Annotated in this window: 15 protein-coding genes; 5 read left to right on the forward strand and 10 right to left on the reverse strand. The window is 74.7% G+C overall.

What is annotated here, in order from left to right; translation table 11 throughout:
• Window position 1: 1 nt before the first annotated feature.
• Together J3R08_RS11545 and J3R08_RS11550 are read right to left on the reverse strand one after the other, a co-directional pair.
• Complete coding sequence (locus J3R08_RS11545; protein ID WP_209961102.1) at window positions 2-535, reverse strand: GNAT family N-acetyltransferase; 534 nt, start codon at window positions 533-535, stop codon at window positions 2-4.
• Window positions 536-558: 23 nt separating this feature from the next.
• Complete coding sequence (locus tag J3R08_RS11550; protein ID WP_083297123.1) at window positions 559-1,878, reverse strand: MFS transporter; 1,320 nt, start codon at window positions 1,876-1,878, stop codon at window positions 559-561.
• A 195-nt stretch (window positions 1,879-2,073) separates the two neighbouring features.
• On the opposite strand from J3R08_RS11550, the gene J3R08_RS11555 reads away from it, so the two are divergent.
• Window positions 2,074-2,601: a GNAT family N-acetyltransferase gene (locus J3R08_RS11555; RefSeq protein ID WP_231915570.1), complete on the forward strand. Its 528-nt coding sequence runs from the start codon at window positions 2,074-2,076 to the stop codon at window positions 2,599-2,601.
• A gap of 280 nt (window positions 2,602-2,881) precedes the next feature.
• Here the strand turns inward: J3R08_RS11555 and J3R08_RS11560 are convergent, their stop codons facing one another.
• Window positions 2,882-3,760: a hypothetical protein gene (locus J3R08_RS11560; protein ID WP_064447551.1), complete on the reverse strand. Its 879-nt coding sequence runs from the start codon at window positions 3,758-3,760 to the stop codon at window positions 2,882-2,884.
• Between the two features lie 291 nt (window positions 3,761-4,051).
• Between J3R08_RS11560 and J3R08_RS11565 the strand changes: the two genes are divergently transcribed.
• Window positions 4,052-4,573 carry a DinB family protein gene (locus tag J3R08_RS11565; protein ID WP_209961104.1) on the forward strand — a complete coding sequence of 174 codons (522 nt, stop codon included), beginning with the start codon at window positions 4,052-4,054 and terminating at the stop codon, window positions 4,571-4,573.
• Between the two features lie 12 nt (window positions 4,574-4,585).
• On the opposite strand, the gene J3R08_RS11570 is transcribed toward J3R08_RS11565, so the two are convergent.
• Window positions 4,586-4,906, reverse strand: a complete 321-nt coding sequence (locus tag J3R08_RS11570) for a multidrug efflux SMR transporter (RefSeq protein WP_043325054.1) — start codon at window positions 4,904-4,906, stop codon at window positions 4,586-4,588.
• Window positions 4,907-4,950: 44 nt separating this feature from the next.
• Window positions 4,951-7,557, reverse strand: a complete 2,607-nt coding sequence (locus J3R08_RS11575; protein WP_209961106.1) for a glycoside hydrolase family 9 protein — start codon at window positions 7,555-7,557, stop codon at window positions 4,951-4,953.
• 214 nt (window positions 7,558-7,771) lie between these two features.
• On the opposite strand from J3R08_RS11575, the gene J3R08_RS11580 reads away from it, so the two are divergent.
• Entirely contained in the window at window positions 7,772-8,497 is a 726-nt protein-coding gene (locus J3R08_RS11580) for a PP2C family serine/threonine-protein phosphatase (RefSeq protein WP_043325052.1), read from the forward strand.
• A 3-nt stretch (window positions 8,498-8,500) separates the two neighbouring features.
• On the opposite strand, the gene hrpB is transcribed toward J3R08_RS11580, so the two are convergent.
• Together hrpB and J3R08_RS11590 are read right to left on the reverse strand one after the other, a co-directional pair.
• Window positions 8,501-11,005, reverse strand: coding sequence for an ATP-dependent helicase HrpB (gene hrpB, locus J3R08_RS11585; RefSeq protein WP_209961108.1), 2,505 nt, complete (start codon window positions 11,003-11,005; stop codon window positions 8,501-8,503).
• 139 nt (window positions 11,006-11,144) lie between these two features.
• Complete coding sequence (locus J3R08_RS11590) at window positions 11,145-11,966, reverse strand: SigB/SigF/SigG family RNA polymerase sigma factor (RefSeq protein ID WP_043325049.1); 822 nt, start codon at window positions 11,964-11,966, stop codon at window positions 11,145-11,147.
• A 288-nt stretch (window positions 11,967-12,254) separates the two neighbouring features.
• Here J3R08_RS11590 and J3R08_RS11595 point away from each other — a divergent pair, with 288 nt between their 5' ends.
• Window positions 12,255-12,992 carry a hypothetical protein gene (locus J3R08_RS11595; protein WP_209961110.1) on the forward strand — a complete coding sequence of 246 codons (738 nt, stop codon included), beginning with the start codon at window positions 12,255-12,257 and terminating at the stop codon, window positions 12,990-12,992.
• Here J3R08_RS11595 and J3R08_RS11600 read toward each other — a convergent pair.
• Window positions 12,941-14,530, reverse strand: a complete 1,590-nt coding sequence (locus tag J3R08_RS11600; RefSeq protein WP_187694324.1) for a phospholipase D-like domain-containing protein — start codon at window positions 14,528-14,530, stop codon at window positions 12,941-12,943. The two genes, J3R08_RS11595 and J3R08_RS11600, sit on opposite strands and share 52 nt — an antisense overlap.
• Before the next feature lie 139 nt (window positions 14,531-14,669).
• Here J3R08_RS11600 and J3R08_RS32395 point away from each other — a divergent pair, with 139 nt between their 5' ends.
• Window positions 14,670-14,798 (forward strand): hypothetical protein, encoded by a 129-nt coding sequence (locus J3R08_RS32395; RefSeq protein WP_255292629.1) that lies wholly within the window; start codon window positions 14,670-14,672, stop codon window positions 14,796-14,798.
• A 44-nt stretch (window positions 14,799-14,842) separates the two neighbouring features.
• On the opposite strand, the gene J3R08_RS11605 is transcribed toward J3R08_RS32395, so the two are convergent.
• Together J3R08_RS11605 and J3R08_RS11610 are read right to left on the reverse strand one after the other, a co-directional pair.
• On the reverse strand, window positions 14,843-15,829 hold the full coding sequence (locus tag J3R08_RS11605) for a pirin family protein (protein ID WP_209961111.1): 987 nt from the start codon (window positions 15,827-15,829) through the stop codon (window positions 14,843-14,845).
• A gap of 11 nt (window positions 15,830-15,840) precedes the next feature.
• Window positions 15,841-16,323, reverse strand: a complete 483-nt coding sequence (locus J3R08_RS11610) for a MarR family winged helix-turn-helix transcriptional regulator (protein WP_043325045.1) — start codon at window positions 16,321-16,323, stop codon at window positions 15,841-15,843.
• Window positions 16,324-16,339 lie beyond the last annotated feature (16 nt).

Raw genomic sequence — 16,339 nt, forward strand, 5'->3', positions numbered from 1 at the left:
CTCAGCCGACCCGTCGCTCCAGCACCTGCCCGGTCCACGTCGGGCGGCCCGGCCGCTCCACGGTGAACGGCTCGGTGGCGGTGAACCCGCAGCTCTCGTAGAACCGGACGAGCGCCCGGTCGGGGCTGCGGAAGCAGTCCACCCGCAGCAGGCCCACGCCGCGTTCGCGGGCCAGCTCCGCCGCGTACGCCAGCAGCGCCGCACCGACCCCGCGCCCCGCGTACGCCCGGTCGGTGACCAGCAGGTTCACGTACAGCTCCGGTTCGGTGGCCGGCGGCACGTAGTCCGTCGCCGCGCCCACCACCAGCGCGCCCGCCACCGTCGCGTCGATCTCGGCCAGGTACAGGCCGTCCCCGGCCGCCCACTCCTCGGCCTGGGCGATGCGGCGCGGGTCGATCGACGCCGGCTCGGTGCCCCACTGGTCGGTACGCCCGCGTTCGGCCAGCCAGGCGGTGGCGCTGTCGAGCAGCCGCAGCAGCGTGGGCGCGTCGCCGGGTCCGCCGGGGCGGATGGTGAGGGAGGACTGGTCGGTCATCCCGCCATGCTGCTACACCGCGCTCAGCCGGGCACGCCGACGGGTCGCGCCCGTGGCGCCGGCCGGTGCGCCACCGCCCGGCGGGTCAGCGCCGGGGCGGCCAGCCCCGCGGCGGCGAAGACCACGCCGAGCACCAGCCAGCCGACCGGACCGCTGCCGAGCACCAGCAGCGTGAGCAGGCCCCGGCCGAGCGCCTGGGCCAACCCGGCGAGCAGGCCGTCCGCGCCCTGGTAGGCCCCGATCGCGCCGGGCGGGGCCAGGTCGTAGGCGAGGCCCGCCCCGGCCGCGCCGTGCCACAGGTCGCCCACCGTCCACACCGCCGTCGCGACGAGCAGCAGGACGACCGCCGGGAGCACCGGCATGGCGGCTGTCGCCGCGTACAGCGGTGTGGCCGCCGCGAGCACGAGCCCGGCCCGGCGCAGCTTCCGCGCGGCCGGCGCGGCCCGCTCGGCGCCCCGGCTCAGCCGGACCGCGAGCAGCACGGTGAGCACCGTGTTTGCCAGCAGCACCGCCGACACCACGGGTGGCGGCGCGCCGGCCCGGTCCACGGTCCACAGCGGTACGACGAGCACGAGCACCGTCACGTGCGTGCTCAGCACCGCCGACGCGCCGCTGACCGCGAGGAATCGTCCGTCCCGCAGCGGTCCGCCGCGCCGCCGCGCGCCCGGTCCGCGTCGGGTGCCACCGCCGGTCGTCATCGCTCCGGGCGTCGTCTCCGCGTCGGGTGCCGGTCTCGCCGCCGTGGCCCGGCGCGCGTCGGCGGCCGGCTGCGGCGGCAGGCGCAGCAGCAGTGCCGCCGAGAGCAGGTAGGTGGCCGCGTTGCCGACCACGAGCACCTGGTAGGCCCGGTGCGTGTCCACCGCGAGCGCGATCCCGGCCAGCGCGGTACCGACGGTGATGCCCAGGTTCGCCACCGCGCGCAGCGTGGCGAAGGCGTGCACCCGGCCGTCCGGGCCGCCCACCGCGGCCACGAGCGCCGCCCGTACCGCCAGGTTGCCGGTCGCGAGCAGCGCCTCCGGCACCGCCACCGCCAGGAACGCCGGGAACGAGCCGACCAGCAGGTACGCGAGCGCGGCGACCGCCTGGCCCACCTGGAGGACGGCCCGGAGCGTACGCGGATCCGACCTGTCGGCCAGCGCGCCAAGCGGCACGCTCGCGCTGAGCCCGACCAGCCCGGCGACGGTGAGCCCGGCGCCCACCGAGGTGGCGGAGAGGCCCACGTCCCGGGTCAGGTAGAGCGCCCCGCCCGCCAGCCACAGCCCCGCGCCGACCGTGTTGACCAGCGTGGCGTACGCGAGGGTGCGCAGCGGCCCGGGCGGCGGGAGCGGCGAGACGCGTCCCATCAGCGGGGTCCGGCGAGGGCCATGGGGTCGACGCTAGGACTGTTCCGGCTGGCCCGGAGCCCCGCTCGGGGCGACGCCTGTCACACCGCGAGCCCGCCGGGCGTCGCCGCCGCCGGTCACCGCCGAAACATCCGGAGCGAGCGCGGTGCGGGAAATCCCTCGCCTGCCAGTCCCCGCTCTGCCAGGGTCGGCGCCGTGGAGCGCAGCAGGATCGCCAGGGCCGAGGAACTGACCGAGGTGCAGCGGATCGAGGTGGCTTCCGGCACCCCGTTCCGGGAGATCGGCATGACCCTGGTGGCCGACATGCCGCCGCTGCCGGTGGAGGCGCTGGCCGCCGGGCAGCGCGCCGGCCGGCTGTGGGTGGCGACCGACCCGGCCGACCGGCCGATCGCGTTCGTGCTCGCCGATCTGGTCGACGGCGCGGCGCACGTGCAGCAGCTCAGCGTCGATCCGGCGTACGCCCGCCGTGGCATCGGGCGGCGTCTGCTCGACCGGGTGGCGGTGTGGGCGTCGTCGCAGGGGTTGCCGGCGTTGACGCTGACCACGTTCCGCTCGGTGCCGTGGAACGGGCCCTACTACGTGCGGTGCGGATTCCGCGAGCTGAGCGGCGCGGAGTTGACGCCCGGCCTGATCGAGCTGCTGGCCGCCGAGGCGGCGCTGGGCCTCGACCCGGCCGAGCGGATCGCGATGCGCCGCCCCGTCCCCGCACGCCTACCCGACTGAGCGGTTGATCCGTCGACCGGGCATCGGGGCGTTGCCACGTTCCGGTTGATCGCCACCCCGTCCGTCTCGTACGAGCCAGTCCCACGTTCCGGGCCAGGTAGAGCGCGCCGCCGGCCAGCCACCGCCCTGGGCGGCGGGAGCGGCGCGATGCGTCCCATCAGCGAGGTCCGGCCGGGGCCATGAGGTCGACGCTAGGCGCGGGTCGGCTGTCGCGTTGCCCTGGACAAAGCGATGCCGCTCACCCCGCGGATCAATCCCCGCGCTCCGGTGAGCGCGCCGTTCAGCGGCCTCCGTCGGACCAAGGTGTCAAGTCGGCGAGGCGTTCGGTCGCCAGGCAGGAGATCAGGCAGCGCTCCTTGGCGTCGCCGAGCAGTCGGGCGGTCCAGTCGGTGAAGCCGCCGTCACCGACATCCCGCTTGTCGTCGTGCAGCGAGACGCGCAGCGCGGCGCCCCGGTAGTAGCCGCGACCGCGTTTTCGCTCCGGCTCGTCGTGCAGGGAAACAAGGCTGTCGCCGAACGCGGGCCGGACGGTGTCGTGGAGCCGTTCGCCGACGATCGGGTCCAGGGCCGTGACGTGCAATCGCGGTGCGGCCGCCGGGGCCAGCTCGGCCAGCACGGTGCGCCAGAAGGTGAGATGCCGAAGAAGCAGCCGGGCCTCGGTGCGCCCCGAACCGGTGTCCCGCGCGGTGGAGACGAGCGCGCAGAGCCGGAAGTGGGCCGAGGCGTCAGGACCGAAGTCCTGTGCCCGCAGCACCCTGTGCATCGCGGCCAGGTGCACCTCGTCGGCCTGGCTGCGGCGCGCCGCAGCTTCCACCGCCAGGGCGTTCGTCGGGTCGCTGACCACCTCCGTGCCGCGCATCGTGGAGACGATCCGGTGCTGGCTGACCGGTGCGACGGCGGCGCAGGTGCCGAGTGGCGCCACCGGCGACAACTCCACCCCTGCCACGTCCGGCGGTAACAACGACCAGATCCGCCCCTCCACCCGGGACAGCGCACGGGGGTCGGCCGCGGACGGCCGGACGAACCGGTCCTCCTGCCAGCGCCGCAGCACCTGCGCCGGACGGACGGCCCCGGCGCGGTCCCGGGCGACGCCGAGAAGCAGTGTTCGCAGGTCCGCCGCCGGGAGCGCGGCGAGCGCCTTGCGGCTACCGGCTGGCATTGCCGCCCACACCCGACGTTCCGCGTCGCCGCCCACGAAGGTCACGGTCGCGCACGTGCGTGTGCGAGTCCACCGGATTCTCGTAAGCGGGGTGACGCGCGGTCGGCAGGCACCGCTGGAAGGATGAGCTCTGAGCGCTATGCCTCTCAGTCATGAATATGCCTGAGAGGCATAACGCCGGAGGGGAAACCCTTCTCTTCCGGGACGACACGGCGACCCAGGGCAGCACGCCGACCCCGCGCGGCGGGTTAACCGGTCGACCGCGGGCGCCTGCCGTGCCACGATCGCGCGGTGCCCGCCTCCGTGACCGCCCTGCTGCGCCGGCAGTTCGACCTGACCTGGGCGCTCGCCGAGTACCACTTCGACCGGCTGGAGCCGGCGGATTTCCTCTGGGAGCCGGCCGCGCTGTGCTGGACCATGCGCCCCGGCCCGGGCGGCGGGTGGCGTCCCGACTGGGCCGACACCGAGCCGGACCCGGTGCCGGTGCCCACGATCGCGTGGCTGACCTGGCACATCGGCTGGTGGTGGTCGGTCGCGGCCGACCACGTGCGGCAGCGGCCGGCGCGGGAACGCGACGACATCCGCTGGCCCGGACCGGGCGCGGAGACGGTCGCCTGGCTGCGGGAGCTGCGGTCGGAGTGGACGGACACGCTGGACGGGCTGACCGAGGCCGACCTGGACCGGCCGTCCGCGTACCCCTGGCCCGCCGACGCCGGTCTCACCGTGACGCACCTGGCCGCGTGGGTGAACGCCGAGCTGATGAAGAACGTGGCCGAGATCGGGCAGCTCCGGCTGCTGCGCGCGGCGGCCTGAGCCGGGTGGCGCTCAGTGCGCGCCGCCGAGGTTGAGCACCACCACCCCGGCGATCACCAGCCCCGCTCCGATCACCTTCGCCACGCTCAGCGGCTCGCCCAGGAACGCCGCGCCGATCGCCATGATGGCGGCGGTGCCGAGGCCGGACCAGACGGCGTACGCGACGCCGACCGGGATGTCCTTCACCGCCAGCGAGAGCAGCCCGAACGCGGACAGGTACGCCACCGCCAGGCCCAGTGTGGGCCAGAGCCGGGTGAAACCGTCTGTGGCCTTGAGCAGGCTGGTGCCGATCACCTCGGCGGTGATCGCGCCGAGCAGGAAGAGGTACGCCATCGCAGGACCGTACCCGGTCCTGCGATGGCGTCCGGTCAGCTCGGTCAGGAGACCGTGCAGGCCTTCCCGTTCAGGGTGACCAGCCCCGGATCCGGGTTCGGGAACCGGGACGCGGTGCCGTTGAAGCCGAACGTGGTGGACGCGCCCGGCGCCAGCTTCGCGTTCCAGGACAGGTTCTTCGCGGTGACCGTGGCGCCGCTCTGGCCGAGCTGCGCCGACCAGGCGTGGTCCACCTTCTGGTCGCCGAGGAACGCCCACCGCAGGCTCCACCCGTTCACCGCCGTCGTGCCGGTGTTGCGCACCGTCACCTGGGTGGTGAAGCCGGACGGCCAGCTCCCGTGCGTGGTGTAGGTGACCGCGCAGGACGGCGCCGGCACCGCGCCGGCGTCACCCTGGTCGGCCAGGAACGACGCGAGCCACGCCAGCGCCGAGTTCCAGTTGATCGCCACCTCGTTCGTCGCGTACGAGTTGATGTCGTCGACGTAGCAGAACATCGGCGCGCATCCGGCGAGCAGGTTCGCCGCGAACGGGTCCTGCAGCGCGGCGTTCGGGCCACCGGCGAGCGAGCCGGCCGGCGGGCGCGGCAGGTCCGGGTTCAGCTGGTGGCCGAAGATCCGGCTGTGCTGGTTGCGGGCGTGCTGCTCGCCCCACCCGGTCACGTACGACATGTTCAGCGCGTTGCGGCCGAACAGGTAGTCGGCGGCCTGCACCGCGCCGTCCCGGTACTTCGCGTCCCGGCTCAGGTCGAACGCGGTGGCCAGCACGATCGCGTTGTTCACCAGGTTGCTGTTGCTGCCCCAGACGTACGCGTCGGCGCTGCCCGGGAACGGCAGCCCGTACGCCTGACCGGCGATCGTGGCCAGGTAGCTGTCGGCGGCGGCGGTGATCGACTCGCGGATCCGGGTCTTCTCCGCGGCGGGCAGCGTGTTCGGCACGGTGGCCAGGTCCAGGCGGCCCAGCGCGGCCACGCTCTGCCAGCCGAACGCGCCGTTCGGGGCGAACACGTCGGCGGTGTGCAGCGGCGAGCCGGTGACGTCGGCCAGGTACGCCTTGTCGCCGGTGGTCAGCCACAGCTCGACCGCGGCCCAGTAGAACTCGTCGCTGACGTTGGAGTCGTCGTACGCGCCGCCGCCGGTGCCGTCGCTGGCCGAGGCGTAGATCGCCGGGTGCTCCTTGGCCGCCGCGTACGCGGTCTTCGCGGCGGTGCCGCAGCGCGCGGCGAAGGCGGCGTCGTACGGGGCGTACAGCCGCTGGCACTGCGCGGCGACGGCGGCCAGGTTCAGCGTGGCGGCGGTGGACGGCGCGTGCAGCTCACGCGGCTCCGGGTCGTCCTGGGGCTGCAGCGGCAGGCCGGTCCAGTTCCGGTCGTGGATCTTGTGGTGGACCATCCCGGCCAGCGGCTTGCCGGCCGGCACCTGCATGCGCAGCAGGAACTCCAGCTCCCAGCGGGCCTCGTCGAGCACGTCCGGCACGTCGTTGCCGCGCTCGGGCAGCCGCAGCGTGGAGTCGCCCAGGGCGGCGCCGCCGTCGGCGGTCTCGGCGGTCTTGGTCCGCTCGAAGGTGCTCAGGAGCTGGTAGGTGGCGATGCCGCCGTTGACCACGTACTTGCCGTGGTCGCCCGCGTCGTACCAGCCGCCGCGCACGTCCAGCGAGTAGTCGCAGACGCCGGCCTGGCACGGCACGTCGGTGTCGCCCTGGTTCGGCGCGACGCCGAGGTGGCCGGCCGGGCGGGCGTACTCCTCGCCGATCAGGTCGCCGTCGATCTCGATGCCGCTGCGCTGGGCGTAGAAGAACTGCAGCGAGTCGGCGCGCAGCCGGTCGTAGAGCGCGCCGGAGATGTCGAACGGGTGGCTGGTCTCGCCGTCGACGGTGAGCGTGTAGCCGGTGCCCGGCTTGCGGTACGCGGAGAAGTCGACGGTCTGCACGTTCTGCCCGGAGGCGGCGTCGGTGCCGCGCGGCGTGGTCTTCCCGCTGGCGACCACCGCGCCGCTGCCCGACTTCAGCTGCCAGGGCAGCGCGTCGGTGGCCTCGGTGACCACAGTCGCGTGCTTCGGCCCGCCGGGCAGGTAGCCGACCTGGTTGACCCGGACCCGGGGCCCGGTGTCCGGCTCGTACGGCGGCGCCGGCTCCCCGCCGCGCAGCGACACGTTGTCCAGGCAGAACGTCTGCGCCTCGGCGCTGCCGCCGACCTGGAAGATCAGCTGGGCGGTGGGGTTCTCGGCCGGGGAGGTGAACGTGGTGGTGACGCGCTTCGAGGTGCCGGTGGCGGTGGCGTCGACGCTCGCGTACGTGGTGTAGGGGGCGCTGCCGAGCTGCAGCACCGCCTTGACGGCCGCGCCCGGGGTGGCGGAGACGTCGAAGGACAGCTCGTACTCGGCGCCCTGCATCAGCGGCACCGCGTCCTGGCCGATGCCGGCGTCCCACGGGTTGGCGGTGCCGGCCGCGACGGTGGTGCAGAGCCGGCCGTCGACGACAGCGAGGTCGCCGGTGCCGTAGGAGAACCAGGGGGAGACACCGGCGCTGAAGTCGCCGTTGCGGAGTTGTTCGGGGGCGTCCGGCGGCACCTCGGCAAGGGCCGGGCCGGCGGTGAGGCCGGTGAGCGCCAGCGTGGTGGCCGCGAGCGCGGCGAGCCGACGTCGGGATCGGGTCACGGAGGTTCCTTCCGTGCTCGGGGGTGGTGGGGGAGACCGGGAACTGGGAGCGCTCCCAATATCAGGCCGATGTTTCCACCGCGTTCCGTCGCTGTCAATCGATCCGGCCCGATGCTCGGCCGAGCGCCCGCTCGCGGAGGGGTCCGGCGCGCCACGTACGATGTCGGTGATCTCCTACAGACAACCGAGCCCTCGACCTGGCAGGCTGCGACCCATGACCCTGAAGCTTCGTTCCGTCGGAGCGAGCGACCGTGGGCTGATCCGCAGCGGCAACCAGGACGCGCAGCACGCGGGCCCCTGGCTGGTCGCGGTGGCCGACGGCATGGGCGGCATGGCGGCCGGCGACCTGGCCAGCCGTATCGCGATCGACGCGATCGCCCCGCTGGACGTGGAGACGCCGGAGGACGCGCTCGTCGCCGCGCTCCAGGGCGCGATCGAGCTGGCCACCGCGCGGATCCGCCAGGCGGTGGAGGAGGACCCGGAACGTCAGGGCATGGGGACCACGCTCACCGCGCTGCTGTTCGCCCGTACCGGCAGCTGCCTGGCGCTGGCGCACGTCGGCGACTCCCGCGCCTACCTGTTCCGCGAGGGCGTGCTCAAGCAGGTCACCCGCGACGACACGTTCGTGCAGATGCTCGTCGACCAGGGCGTGATCACCGCCGAGCAGGCCAGCAGCCACCCCCGGCGGGCCGTGGTCACCCAGGCGTTGCAGGGCGACCAGGTCTCCCCGTCGTACGCGACGATGGTGCCCCGCGCGGGCGACCGCTGGCTGCTGTGCAGCGACGGCCTCTCCAACGTCGTCCGCGCGGACACGCTCACCGAGGTCCTCAACGAGCAGATGGAGCGGGACGCCTGCGCGGCCCGGCTGATCGACCTGGCGTTGCGGGCCGGCGGCCCGGACAACATCACCGTCGTGATCGCCGACGTCGTCGAGGAGTAGCCCTCACCGGCGGCGCGGAGCGGCCCGGCGGGTCGGCTCGGCGGTGGTCGGGTCCTCCGGCCATGGGTGACGCGGGTAGCGGCCCCGCAGCTCCGCCCGCACCTGCGGATAGCCGGTGCGCCAGAACGACGCCAGGTCGGCGGTGACCGCCACCGGCCGCCCGGCGGGGGAGAGCAGGTGCAGCAGTACCGGCACCCGCCCGTCGGCGATGCGCGGCACGTCCCGCCAGCCGAACGTCTCCTGGAGCTTCACCGCCAGCACCGGCGCGCCCGGATCGGCGTAGTCGACACGTACCCGCGACCCGCTGGGCACCGCGAGCCGTTCCGGGGCCAGCTCGTCCAGCCGGGCGGCCTGCCGCCAGTCCAGCAGCCGGCGCAGCGCCGCCACCACGTCCACCCGGCTCAGGTCGGCCCGGCGGCGGGCGCGGACCAGCTCCGGCGCGAGCCAGTCGGGGGCGCGGTCGAGCAGCGCCGCGTCGGAGACGTCCGGCCAGTCCCCGCCGAGCGCCTGGCGGCAGAACGCCATCCGGCGGCGCAGCCCGGTCGCCTCCGGCGTCCAGCGCAGCAGTCCCGGCCCCTCCTGCCGCAGCCCGTCCAGCAGCGCCGCCGCGACCAGCTCCGGTTCCGGCGCGGTCAGTTGCCGCTCGCGCAGCTCGATCGCGCCGAGCCGGTCCACCTCCCGGGCCACCACGTCGCCGCCGGTCCAGGCCACCTCCCGCCCGGAACATAGCAGCGCCGCCCCGGCCTCCCGGGCGGTCGCCTCGTCGATCGGCGCGGCCAGCCGTACCCGCGCGGCCGGCGCGCCGGGGGAGCGGTCGGCCACCGCGACGGCCAGCCACGCCGCTCCGGCCAGCCCCGACCCGGGCGTCAGCTCCGCGGCGGTCCCGCCGGCCATCAGGTACGCGGACCCGCCCGGCCGCCGCGTCCGGGCCAGCCGTTCCGGGTACGCGAGTCCGGCGATCAGCCCCGCGGCCAGATCGTCGGGCAGGCGCTCCCGTTCGGCGTCGTCGGCGGGCAGAGCGGCGCGCAGGCGGCGTACCTCGGTGCGCCAGCGCGCGGTGGCGGCCGGGTCGACGCCGTCGCGCAGCCGCCGCCAGCGGGCGGGCAGGTCGTCCCCCGTCCCGCCCAGCGTGTCCTCGCCGAGGATCGCCACCACCTCGGCGGCCCGGTCCGGGCCGACCCGGGGCGCGCCGTCCAGCAGAGCCCGCGCCAGCCGGGGATGCGTGCCCGCCGCCGCGACCGCCCGGCCGCGCGCGGTGATCCGGCCGTCGTCGTCCACCGCGCCGAGCGTGCCCAGGGTCTCCCGCGCGACGGCCAGCGCGGCCGGTGGCGGCGGATCGGGCAGCGCCAGGCCGGCGCCGTCCGGGGTGCCCCAGGCCGCCAGCTCCAGCGCGAACCCGGTCAGGTCGGCGGTGGCGATGTCCGGCTCGGGCTGCGGGGCGAGCCGCTCGTGTGCCGCCTCGGACCAGCAGCGGTAGACCGCGCCCGGCGCCTCCCGCCCGGCCCGGCCCGCCCGCTGCGTCGCCGCCGCCCGGGACACCGGCACCGTCACCAGCGAACCCAGCCCTCGGGCCAGGTCGGTGCGGGGCACCCGGCTCAGGCCGGCGTCCACCACGACCCGGACGCCCGGCACGGTCAGGCTGCTCTCCGCCACCGCCGTCGCGAGGACCACGCGCCGCCCGGCGGCGGGGGTGAGCGCCGCGTCCTGGGCCGGGCCGGGCAGCCGTCCGTGCAACGGCAGCACCGTGACGTCGCGCAGGTCGGCCAGGCGGCGCGCGACGGCGCCGATCTCACCCGCGCCGGGCAGGAAGACCAGCACGTCGCCCTCGCGTTCGCGCAGCGCCCGGCGGACCGTGGCGGCCACGTGGTCCAGCAGCGCGGGATCGACCCGGCCACCGCCGGGTGGCGTCACCGGGCGCGGCGGCGGCGCCCACACCCGCTCGACCGGGTGCAGGGCGGCCTCGGCGCGTACCACGGGGGCGGGGTCGCCCGCGCCGAGCAGCGCGGCGAAGCGGTCCGCCTGCGGGGTGGCCGACATGGCCAGCAGCCAGAGGTCCGGGCGCAGCGTGCCGCGCGCCTCGACGCTGAACGCCAGCGCCAGGTCGGCGTCGAGCTGCCGTTCGTGGCATTCGTCGAGCAGCACCGCGTCCACGCCGGGCAGCTCCGGGTCGTGGTGCAGACGGCGCACCAGCAGACCGGTGGTGACCACCTCGATCCGGGTACGCGGCCCGGCCCGGCGCTCGCCGCGCACCGCGTAGCCGATCCGGTCGCCGACCCGTTCGCCGAGCAGCGCGGCCATCCGGTGCGCGGCGGCGCGTGCGGCGACCCGCCGGGGCTGGGCGATCACCACCCGTCCGGCGACGGCGTCGGCGACCGCGAGTGGCGCGGTGGTGGTCTTGCCGGTGCCCGGCGGCGCCACCAGCACGGCGGCGCCCCGGTCGCGCAGCGCTTCGACGAGTGCCGGCAGCACCGGCCGGACCGGCAGGTCGAGGGCGACGTCGGCGAGCACCGACCCACTCTCGCACCCGCCCCCGGCGGGCTGTCGCACCGGCCCCGGTGGGCGGACACGGAACGGCCCGGCCGGCGCACCGCCGACCGGGCCGGGTGGACCGCTGCGCCGGGTCCGCCGACCCGGCCGCCGCCACCTGCTAGTACGTTCCGTCGAGCTGACCGCGCAGCTTGGTCAGGGCCCGGGCCAGCAGCCGGGACACGTGCATCTGCGAGACGCCGATCTGCTCGGCGATCTGCGACTGGGTCAGGTTGCCGTAGAAGCGCAGCGTGAGGATCTTCTGCTCGCGCTGGTCGAGCGTGGCCAGCGCCGGGCCGAGGGCGACGCGCGTCTCGGCCAGCTCGAACTCGCCGTCCTCGCCGCCGAGCAGGTCGCCCAGCTCGGTGGCCCGCTCGCCGTCGCCGGTCGGCGTGGACAGCGACACCGCGTTGTAGGCGCGGGCGCCCTCCAGGCCTTCGAGGACCTCTTCCTCGGTGAGCTTGAGGTGGGCGGCGATGTCGGCGACCGTCGGCGAGCGGCCGAGCGTCTGGAGCAGCGTGCTGTTGGCGTCGGAGATCGCCAGGCGCAGCTCCTGCAACCGGCGGGGGACGCGGATGTCCCAGGTGCGGTCGCGGAAGTGGCGCTTGAGCTCACCGATGATGGTGGGGATCGCGTAGCCGGCGAAGTCGACGCCGCGCGACGGGTCGAACTTGTCGATCGCCTTGATCAGGCCGATCGCGGCGGTCTGCGCCAGGTCGTCGTTCGGTTCGCCGCGGCCGCTGTAGCGGTGGGCCAGGTGGTTCGCCAGCGGCAGCCACGCCTCGATGGCGCGGTCGCGCAGCGCGGGCCGCGAGGGGTGGCCGGCCGGCAGCGCGGCCATGGCGGCGAGCAGGTCGGCGGCGCTGTCGGTGAGCGAGCGGGGGTCGAGCTTCGCGGAGCCGGCCGGCGTGGTCGCCGGGGCGCTGATCGTGTGGGCGGTCATGGGTGGTCCTCCCTGCACCTCGTCCGCGGAAGAAAAAAGACGTGACGCTCAGGTTTAGGTGACGGTAGTACGTTCGGGAGCCACCATAGCCCGATCGTGCTGCCGAAATCTAGCCGAAAGTACGATGTACTTAAGGTGTGGCGGGGTATGGACCTCGTTTTTCCGGGCATAGCGCGCCCCGATCGGTCAACGCGGAATCCGACAGGTGGGCGAAGTGTCGCCTTTCTGTCGTTGTCCCGCCGACGGGACCGCCCGTACCGTCCGTAGCGACACGTCAACGGAGGCACCGTGCTGGATCCCGCCGCGCCGCAACTCGTCATCAACGCCCGGACGCTGCTGTTCAGCTGGCTCCCGGCGGATCCCGGCGTGGTCGAGACCCTGCTGCCCGCCGGTCTGCGTCCGCACCCGCAGCGTCAGGTCTTCGTCAACCAGTACGTGGTCGACGACGAGACACAGACCTCCGGCTTCGGCGCGTACTCGCTCACCTACCTGGGTGTCTCACTGACGGACATGGATCCGCCCGACGGCGGGACGCCGGGTGGCTGGTGGACCCACTACTTCTCCTCCAGCGAGCGGGTCCGGCGGTACGCCGCCGCACGGGGCGCGCCCGCCGCCGCCGGGGAGACGCGCCTGGACCTGCGGGGCGACCGGCTCACCGCCGAGACCCGGGCCGCCGACGGCACGGTGCTGATCCGGGTCACCGCCCGGGTCGGGCACACCGGCACCGAGGTCCACAACGGCCACCACCGCTACCTCACCGGCCGCGACGGCGAGCTGATCGTCACCGACTACCCGTACGTGGCCGAGCCGGTGTCACCGTTCGAGGTCGAGTCGGTGGAGTTCCCGGCGCCGGAGCATCCGGTCCACGCGCTGCGGCCGGCCAACCCGCTGCACGTGTGCTGGGGCTTCTACTCGCCCCGGGTCTCGTTCGCCTATCCGGCCCGCCCGAACGTGCCCGACGAGGTGAGCGACCGTCACCAGGTGCCGGCCCGCCGGGCGCGCAGCGGCCTGCCGTCCGGGTCGTAGACCAGCCGGTACGCGGGCAGCGCCCAGAGCCGCGTACGCCAGGGCAGCCGCTCCGGGCGGTGCGGCCGCAACCGGCCCGGCGGGCGGGGACCGGCCCGGCCCCCGGCGTGCCAGCGGTCCAGCTCGTCGGCCGCCGCGGTGATCGCGGCCACCGCGTCCGCCGGGTCCAGCAGGTCGTCGTCCTGCGTGCCGCCGGGATCACGGTCCAGGTGCTCGCGCCACAGTCGCAGCCGCAGGTCGCGGGCGAACACCCGGGCGCCGTCGCCCATCCCGGCCGGGTCGGCCGGCGCGCGGGTGTCGCGGGTGTCGTCGAGCACCGCGCAGGACAGCTCGCTGTCGTGCGTCCAGGAGCGGCGGTTGAAGTTGTCGCTGCCCACGCTGGCCCACACGTCGTCCACCACGCAGATCTTGGCGTGCACGTAGACCGGCGTGCCGTCGTGGTTCTCCACGTCGAACACGTGCACCCGCTCCGGCGCGGCCCGGTGGCACAGCGACAGCGCCTGCTCCCGGCCCACCATGTTCGGCGGCAGCGCGAGCCGGCCGTCCACGTCCGGGTGCCGGGGCACGACCGCCACCAGGTGCAGGTCCGGATGCTCGTGCAGCGCCTGCGCGAACAGCTCGGCCACCTCGGTCGACCAGAGGTACTGGTCCTCCAGGTAGATCAGCCGCCGGGCCCGGCGTACCGCCTTGGTGTAGCCGCGGGCCACGGTGCGCTCGCCGTCCGGGGCGAACGAGTAGCGGGGCCGCACCGCCGGGTAGGTGCGCAGCACCTGCACGTGGTGCGGCCCGCAGGGCGGCGGGTCGGCGGGCTGTTCGGGCAGCGGGTCCGGGCGCAGGTCGGAACCGCGCAGCCGGTCCCGCAGGTAGGCCATCGGGTTCTCCGAGTCCAGCGGCATCGGGTCGGTCCACCGCTCCCGGAACGTGGTGTCGAGCGCGCCGACGACCGGCCCGCGCACCGCGAGCTGCACGTCGTGCCAGGGCGGCGTGGGGCCGTACCGGGGGGACATGCCGATCGGCTGCGGGTCGCCGGCGTGGCCGGCGTCGTCGCGGCGGCTGTGGCACAGGTCGATGCCGCCGGCGAACGCGATGTCCCGGCTCGGGTCGCCCGGATGGCGCAGCACCACCAGCTTCTGGTGGTGCGAGCCACCGCGCCGGACCCGCTGGTCGAGCAGCACCTCGCCGCCGGCCGCCCGGATCGCCTCGCTGAGGTCGCGGTTCTCCGCCTCGCTGTAGGACAGCGTGTCGAGGTGGGAGCGCCAGACCAGGCCCTTGACGATCACCCCGCGCTGGGCGGCCCGCGCGAACAACTGCGCCACCGTCGGGCCGTCCGGGCGCATCCGCTCGTCCGGGTCGCCGCGCCAGTCGGTGAAGAACAGATGATCGCCCGCGGTGAGCGATTCCACCTCGCTGACCAGGCGGTCGAAGTACGCGGCTCCGTGAATCAACGGCTCGGCGAGGTTTCCATCGGTCCAGACGGGTAACTCAGACCCCGGGTTGGCGCGTTCCTGTGCGGTGAGGAACCAGTCCCGCAGAGTCACGTTCCACCCCCGAGGTCGACGACGTCCTCACACGGTAGGACCCCCGGCAGGACCCCGCACGGCGAGCAGCAGGTCGCGTGGGTGCCGCGCGCCAGGGGTACGCCGGACCCCTGGATCGCGACACCGAGGAGGCACCGACATGCCCGCCGAGACGACGAACACCGTGACCGACGACCGCGACCAGGCGGTGGAGGGGGAGCGGGGTGCGCTGGTGGCGGTCCTGTTGATGGTGATCCTCGGCGTGGCCGGGATCTTCGCCGTCTCCTGAGACCGCGGCCGGGCGCCCCGGCGGACCGGGGCGCCCGTGGCAGGTCAGGGCCGGTCGCCCTGGCCGTCGCTGTGCGGCACCCGCCCGGTCGGGATCACCCCGAGCCGGCCGGCCTGGAAGTCCTCGACCGCCTGGATCAGCTCGGCGCGGGTGTTCATCACGAATGGGCCGTAGTGTGCCACCGGCTCGCGGATCGGCTGGCCGCCCATCAGGTACAGCTCCAGCGCCGGGGCGTTGGAGTCCTGCGTCCGGTCGGCGGTGATCCGCAGCGCCTCGCCGGGCCCGTGCACGGCGAGCTGGCCGAGGTGGATCGGCCGCCGGTCGGTGCCGACGGTGCCGCGGCCGGCCAGCACGTACACCAGCGCGTTGAAGTCCGACCGCCACGGCAGGCTCAGCTCGGCGCCGGGCTGCAACGTGACGTGCGCGATGGTGATCGGCGTGTGCGTCGAGCCGGGACCCTGGTGCCCGGCGACCTCCCCGGCGATGACCCGGATCAGGCCGCCGCCGTCGGGCGTGGTGAGCAGCGCCGACTCCCGGCCGCGGATGTCCTGGTAGCGGGGCGCGCTCATCTTGGCGATGCTGGGCAGGTTGACCCAGAGCTGCAGGCCGTGGAACAGCCCGCCGCTCGTCACCAGGTGCTCCGGCGGCGCCTCGATGTGCAGCAGGCCACTTCCGGCCGTCATCCATTGAGTGTCGCCGTCGGTGATGGTGCCGCCGCCACCGGTCGAGTCCTGGTGGTCCATGATCCCGTCGATCATGTAGGTCACCGTCTCGAAGCCGCGGTGCGGGTGCCAGGAGGTACCCTTCGGCTCGCCCGGCGCGTAGTCGACCTCGCCCATCTGGTCGAGGTGGATGAACGGGTCCAGCTCGGTCATCGGCACGCCGGCGAAGGCCCGGCGGACCGGGAAACCCTCGCCCTCGTACCCGCTGGGGGCAGTGGTGACCCGGCGGACGGAGCGGTATTCGGTGGCCTCGCCGAGCTTCGGCAGGCGGGGCAGGACGAGGACGTCGTCGACGGTGATCGCGGGCATCGCGGGGCTCCTTACTTGTCGGCCGGGACGGACGACGCGGTGCGGTCGGCGCGCAGGCGCCGGCCGAGCCGCTCGAAGACCCGGGTGAGGCAGGCGACCTCGGCGTCGTCGAGGTCGTCGATCAGGTGGGCGCGCACGGAGCGCAGGTGGTGCGGCGCGGCCTCGCGAAGGGCGAACAGGCCGGCCGCGGTGAGCACTGCCTCGCTGCCGCGCCGGTCGGCCGGACACGCCTCCTTCGCCACCAGTCCGCGCTTGCGCATCGTGGTGATCTGGTAGGTCAGCCGGCTCGGCGAGAACACCAGCCGGTCGGCCAGCTCCCCCATGCGCAGCCGCTGGCCGGGCGCCTCGGAGAGCAGCACCAGCACGTGGTAGTCGGCGAAGCTCAGGTCGCTGTCGGCGCGCAGGTCGTCCTCGAGCCGGGTGAACAGCCGCTGGCTCGACTCGATGTACGCGCGCCAGCAGGCCATCCGCTCGGCGTCCAGGCTCTCCGTCATGGCTCCGAGAGTAGCA

The sequence above is a fragment of the Micromonospora sp. HB375 genome, from assembly GCF_017872985.1.
GTDB lineage: Bacteria > Actinomycetota > Actinomycetes > Mycobacteriales > Micromonosporaceae > Micromonospora > Micromonospora chalcea.

What these genes read in the sequence shown, in the direction of transcription:
- J3R08_RS11550 (WP_083297123.1), bottom strand. Translation starts at nt 1,878, where the DNA reads ATGGGACGCGTCTCGCCGCTCCCGCCGCCCGGGCCGCTGCGCACCCTC.
- J3R08_RS11560 (WP_064447551.1), bottom strand. Translation starts at nt 3,760, where the DNA reads ATGCCAGCCGGTAGCCGCAAGGCGCTCGCCGCGCTCCCGGCGGCGGAC.
- J3R08_RS32395 (WP_255292629.1), top strand. Translation starts at nt 14,670, where the DNA reads ATGCCCGCCGAGACGACGAACACCGTGACCGACGACCGCGACCAGGCG.
- J3R08_RS11570 (WP_043325054.1), bottom strand. Translation starts at nt 4,906, where the DNA reads ATGGCGTACCTCTTCCTGCTCGGCGCGATCACCGCCGAGGTGATCGGC.
- J3R08_RS11580 (WP_043325052.1), top strand. Translation starts at nt 7,772, where the DNA reads ATGACCCTGAAGCTTCGTTCCGTCGGAGCGAGCGACCGTGGGCTGATC.
- J3R08_RS11590 (WP_043325049.1), bottom strand. Translation starts at nt 11,966, where the DNA reads ATGACCGCCCACACGATCAGCGCCCCGGCGACCACGCCGGCCGGCTCC.
- J3R08_RS11545 (WP_209961102.1), bottom strand. Translation starts at nt 535, where the DNA reads ATGACCGACCAGTCCTCCCTCACCATCCGCCCCGGCGGACCCGGCGAC.
- J3R08_RS11605 (WP_209961111.1), bottom strand. Translation starts at nt 15,829, where the DNA reads ATGCCCGCGATCACCGTCGACGACGTCCTCGTCCTGCCCCGCCTGCCG.
- J3R08_RS11610 (WP_043325045.1), bottom strand. Translation starts at nt 16,323, where the DNA reads ATGACGGAGAGCCTGGACGCCGAGCGGATGGCCTGCTGGCGCGCGTAC.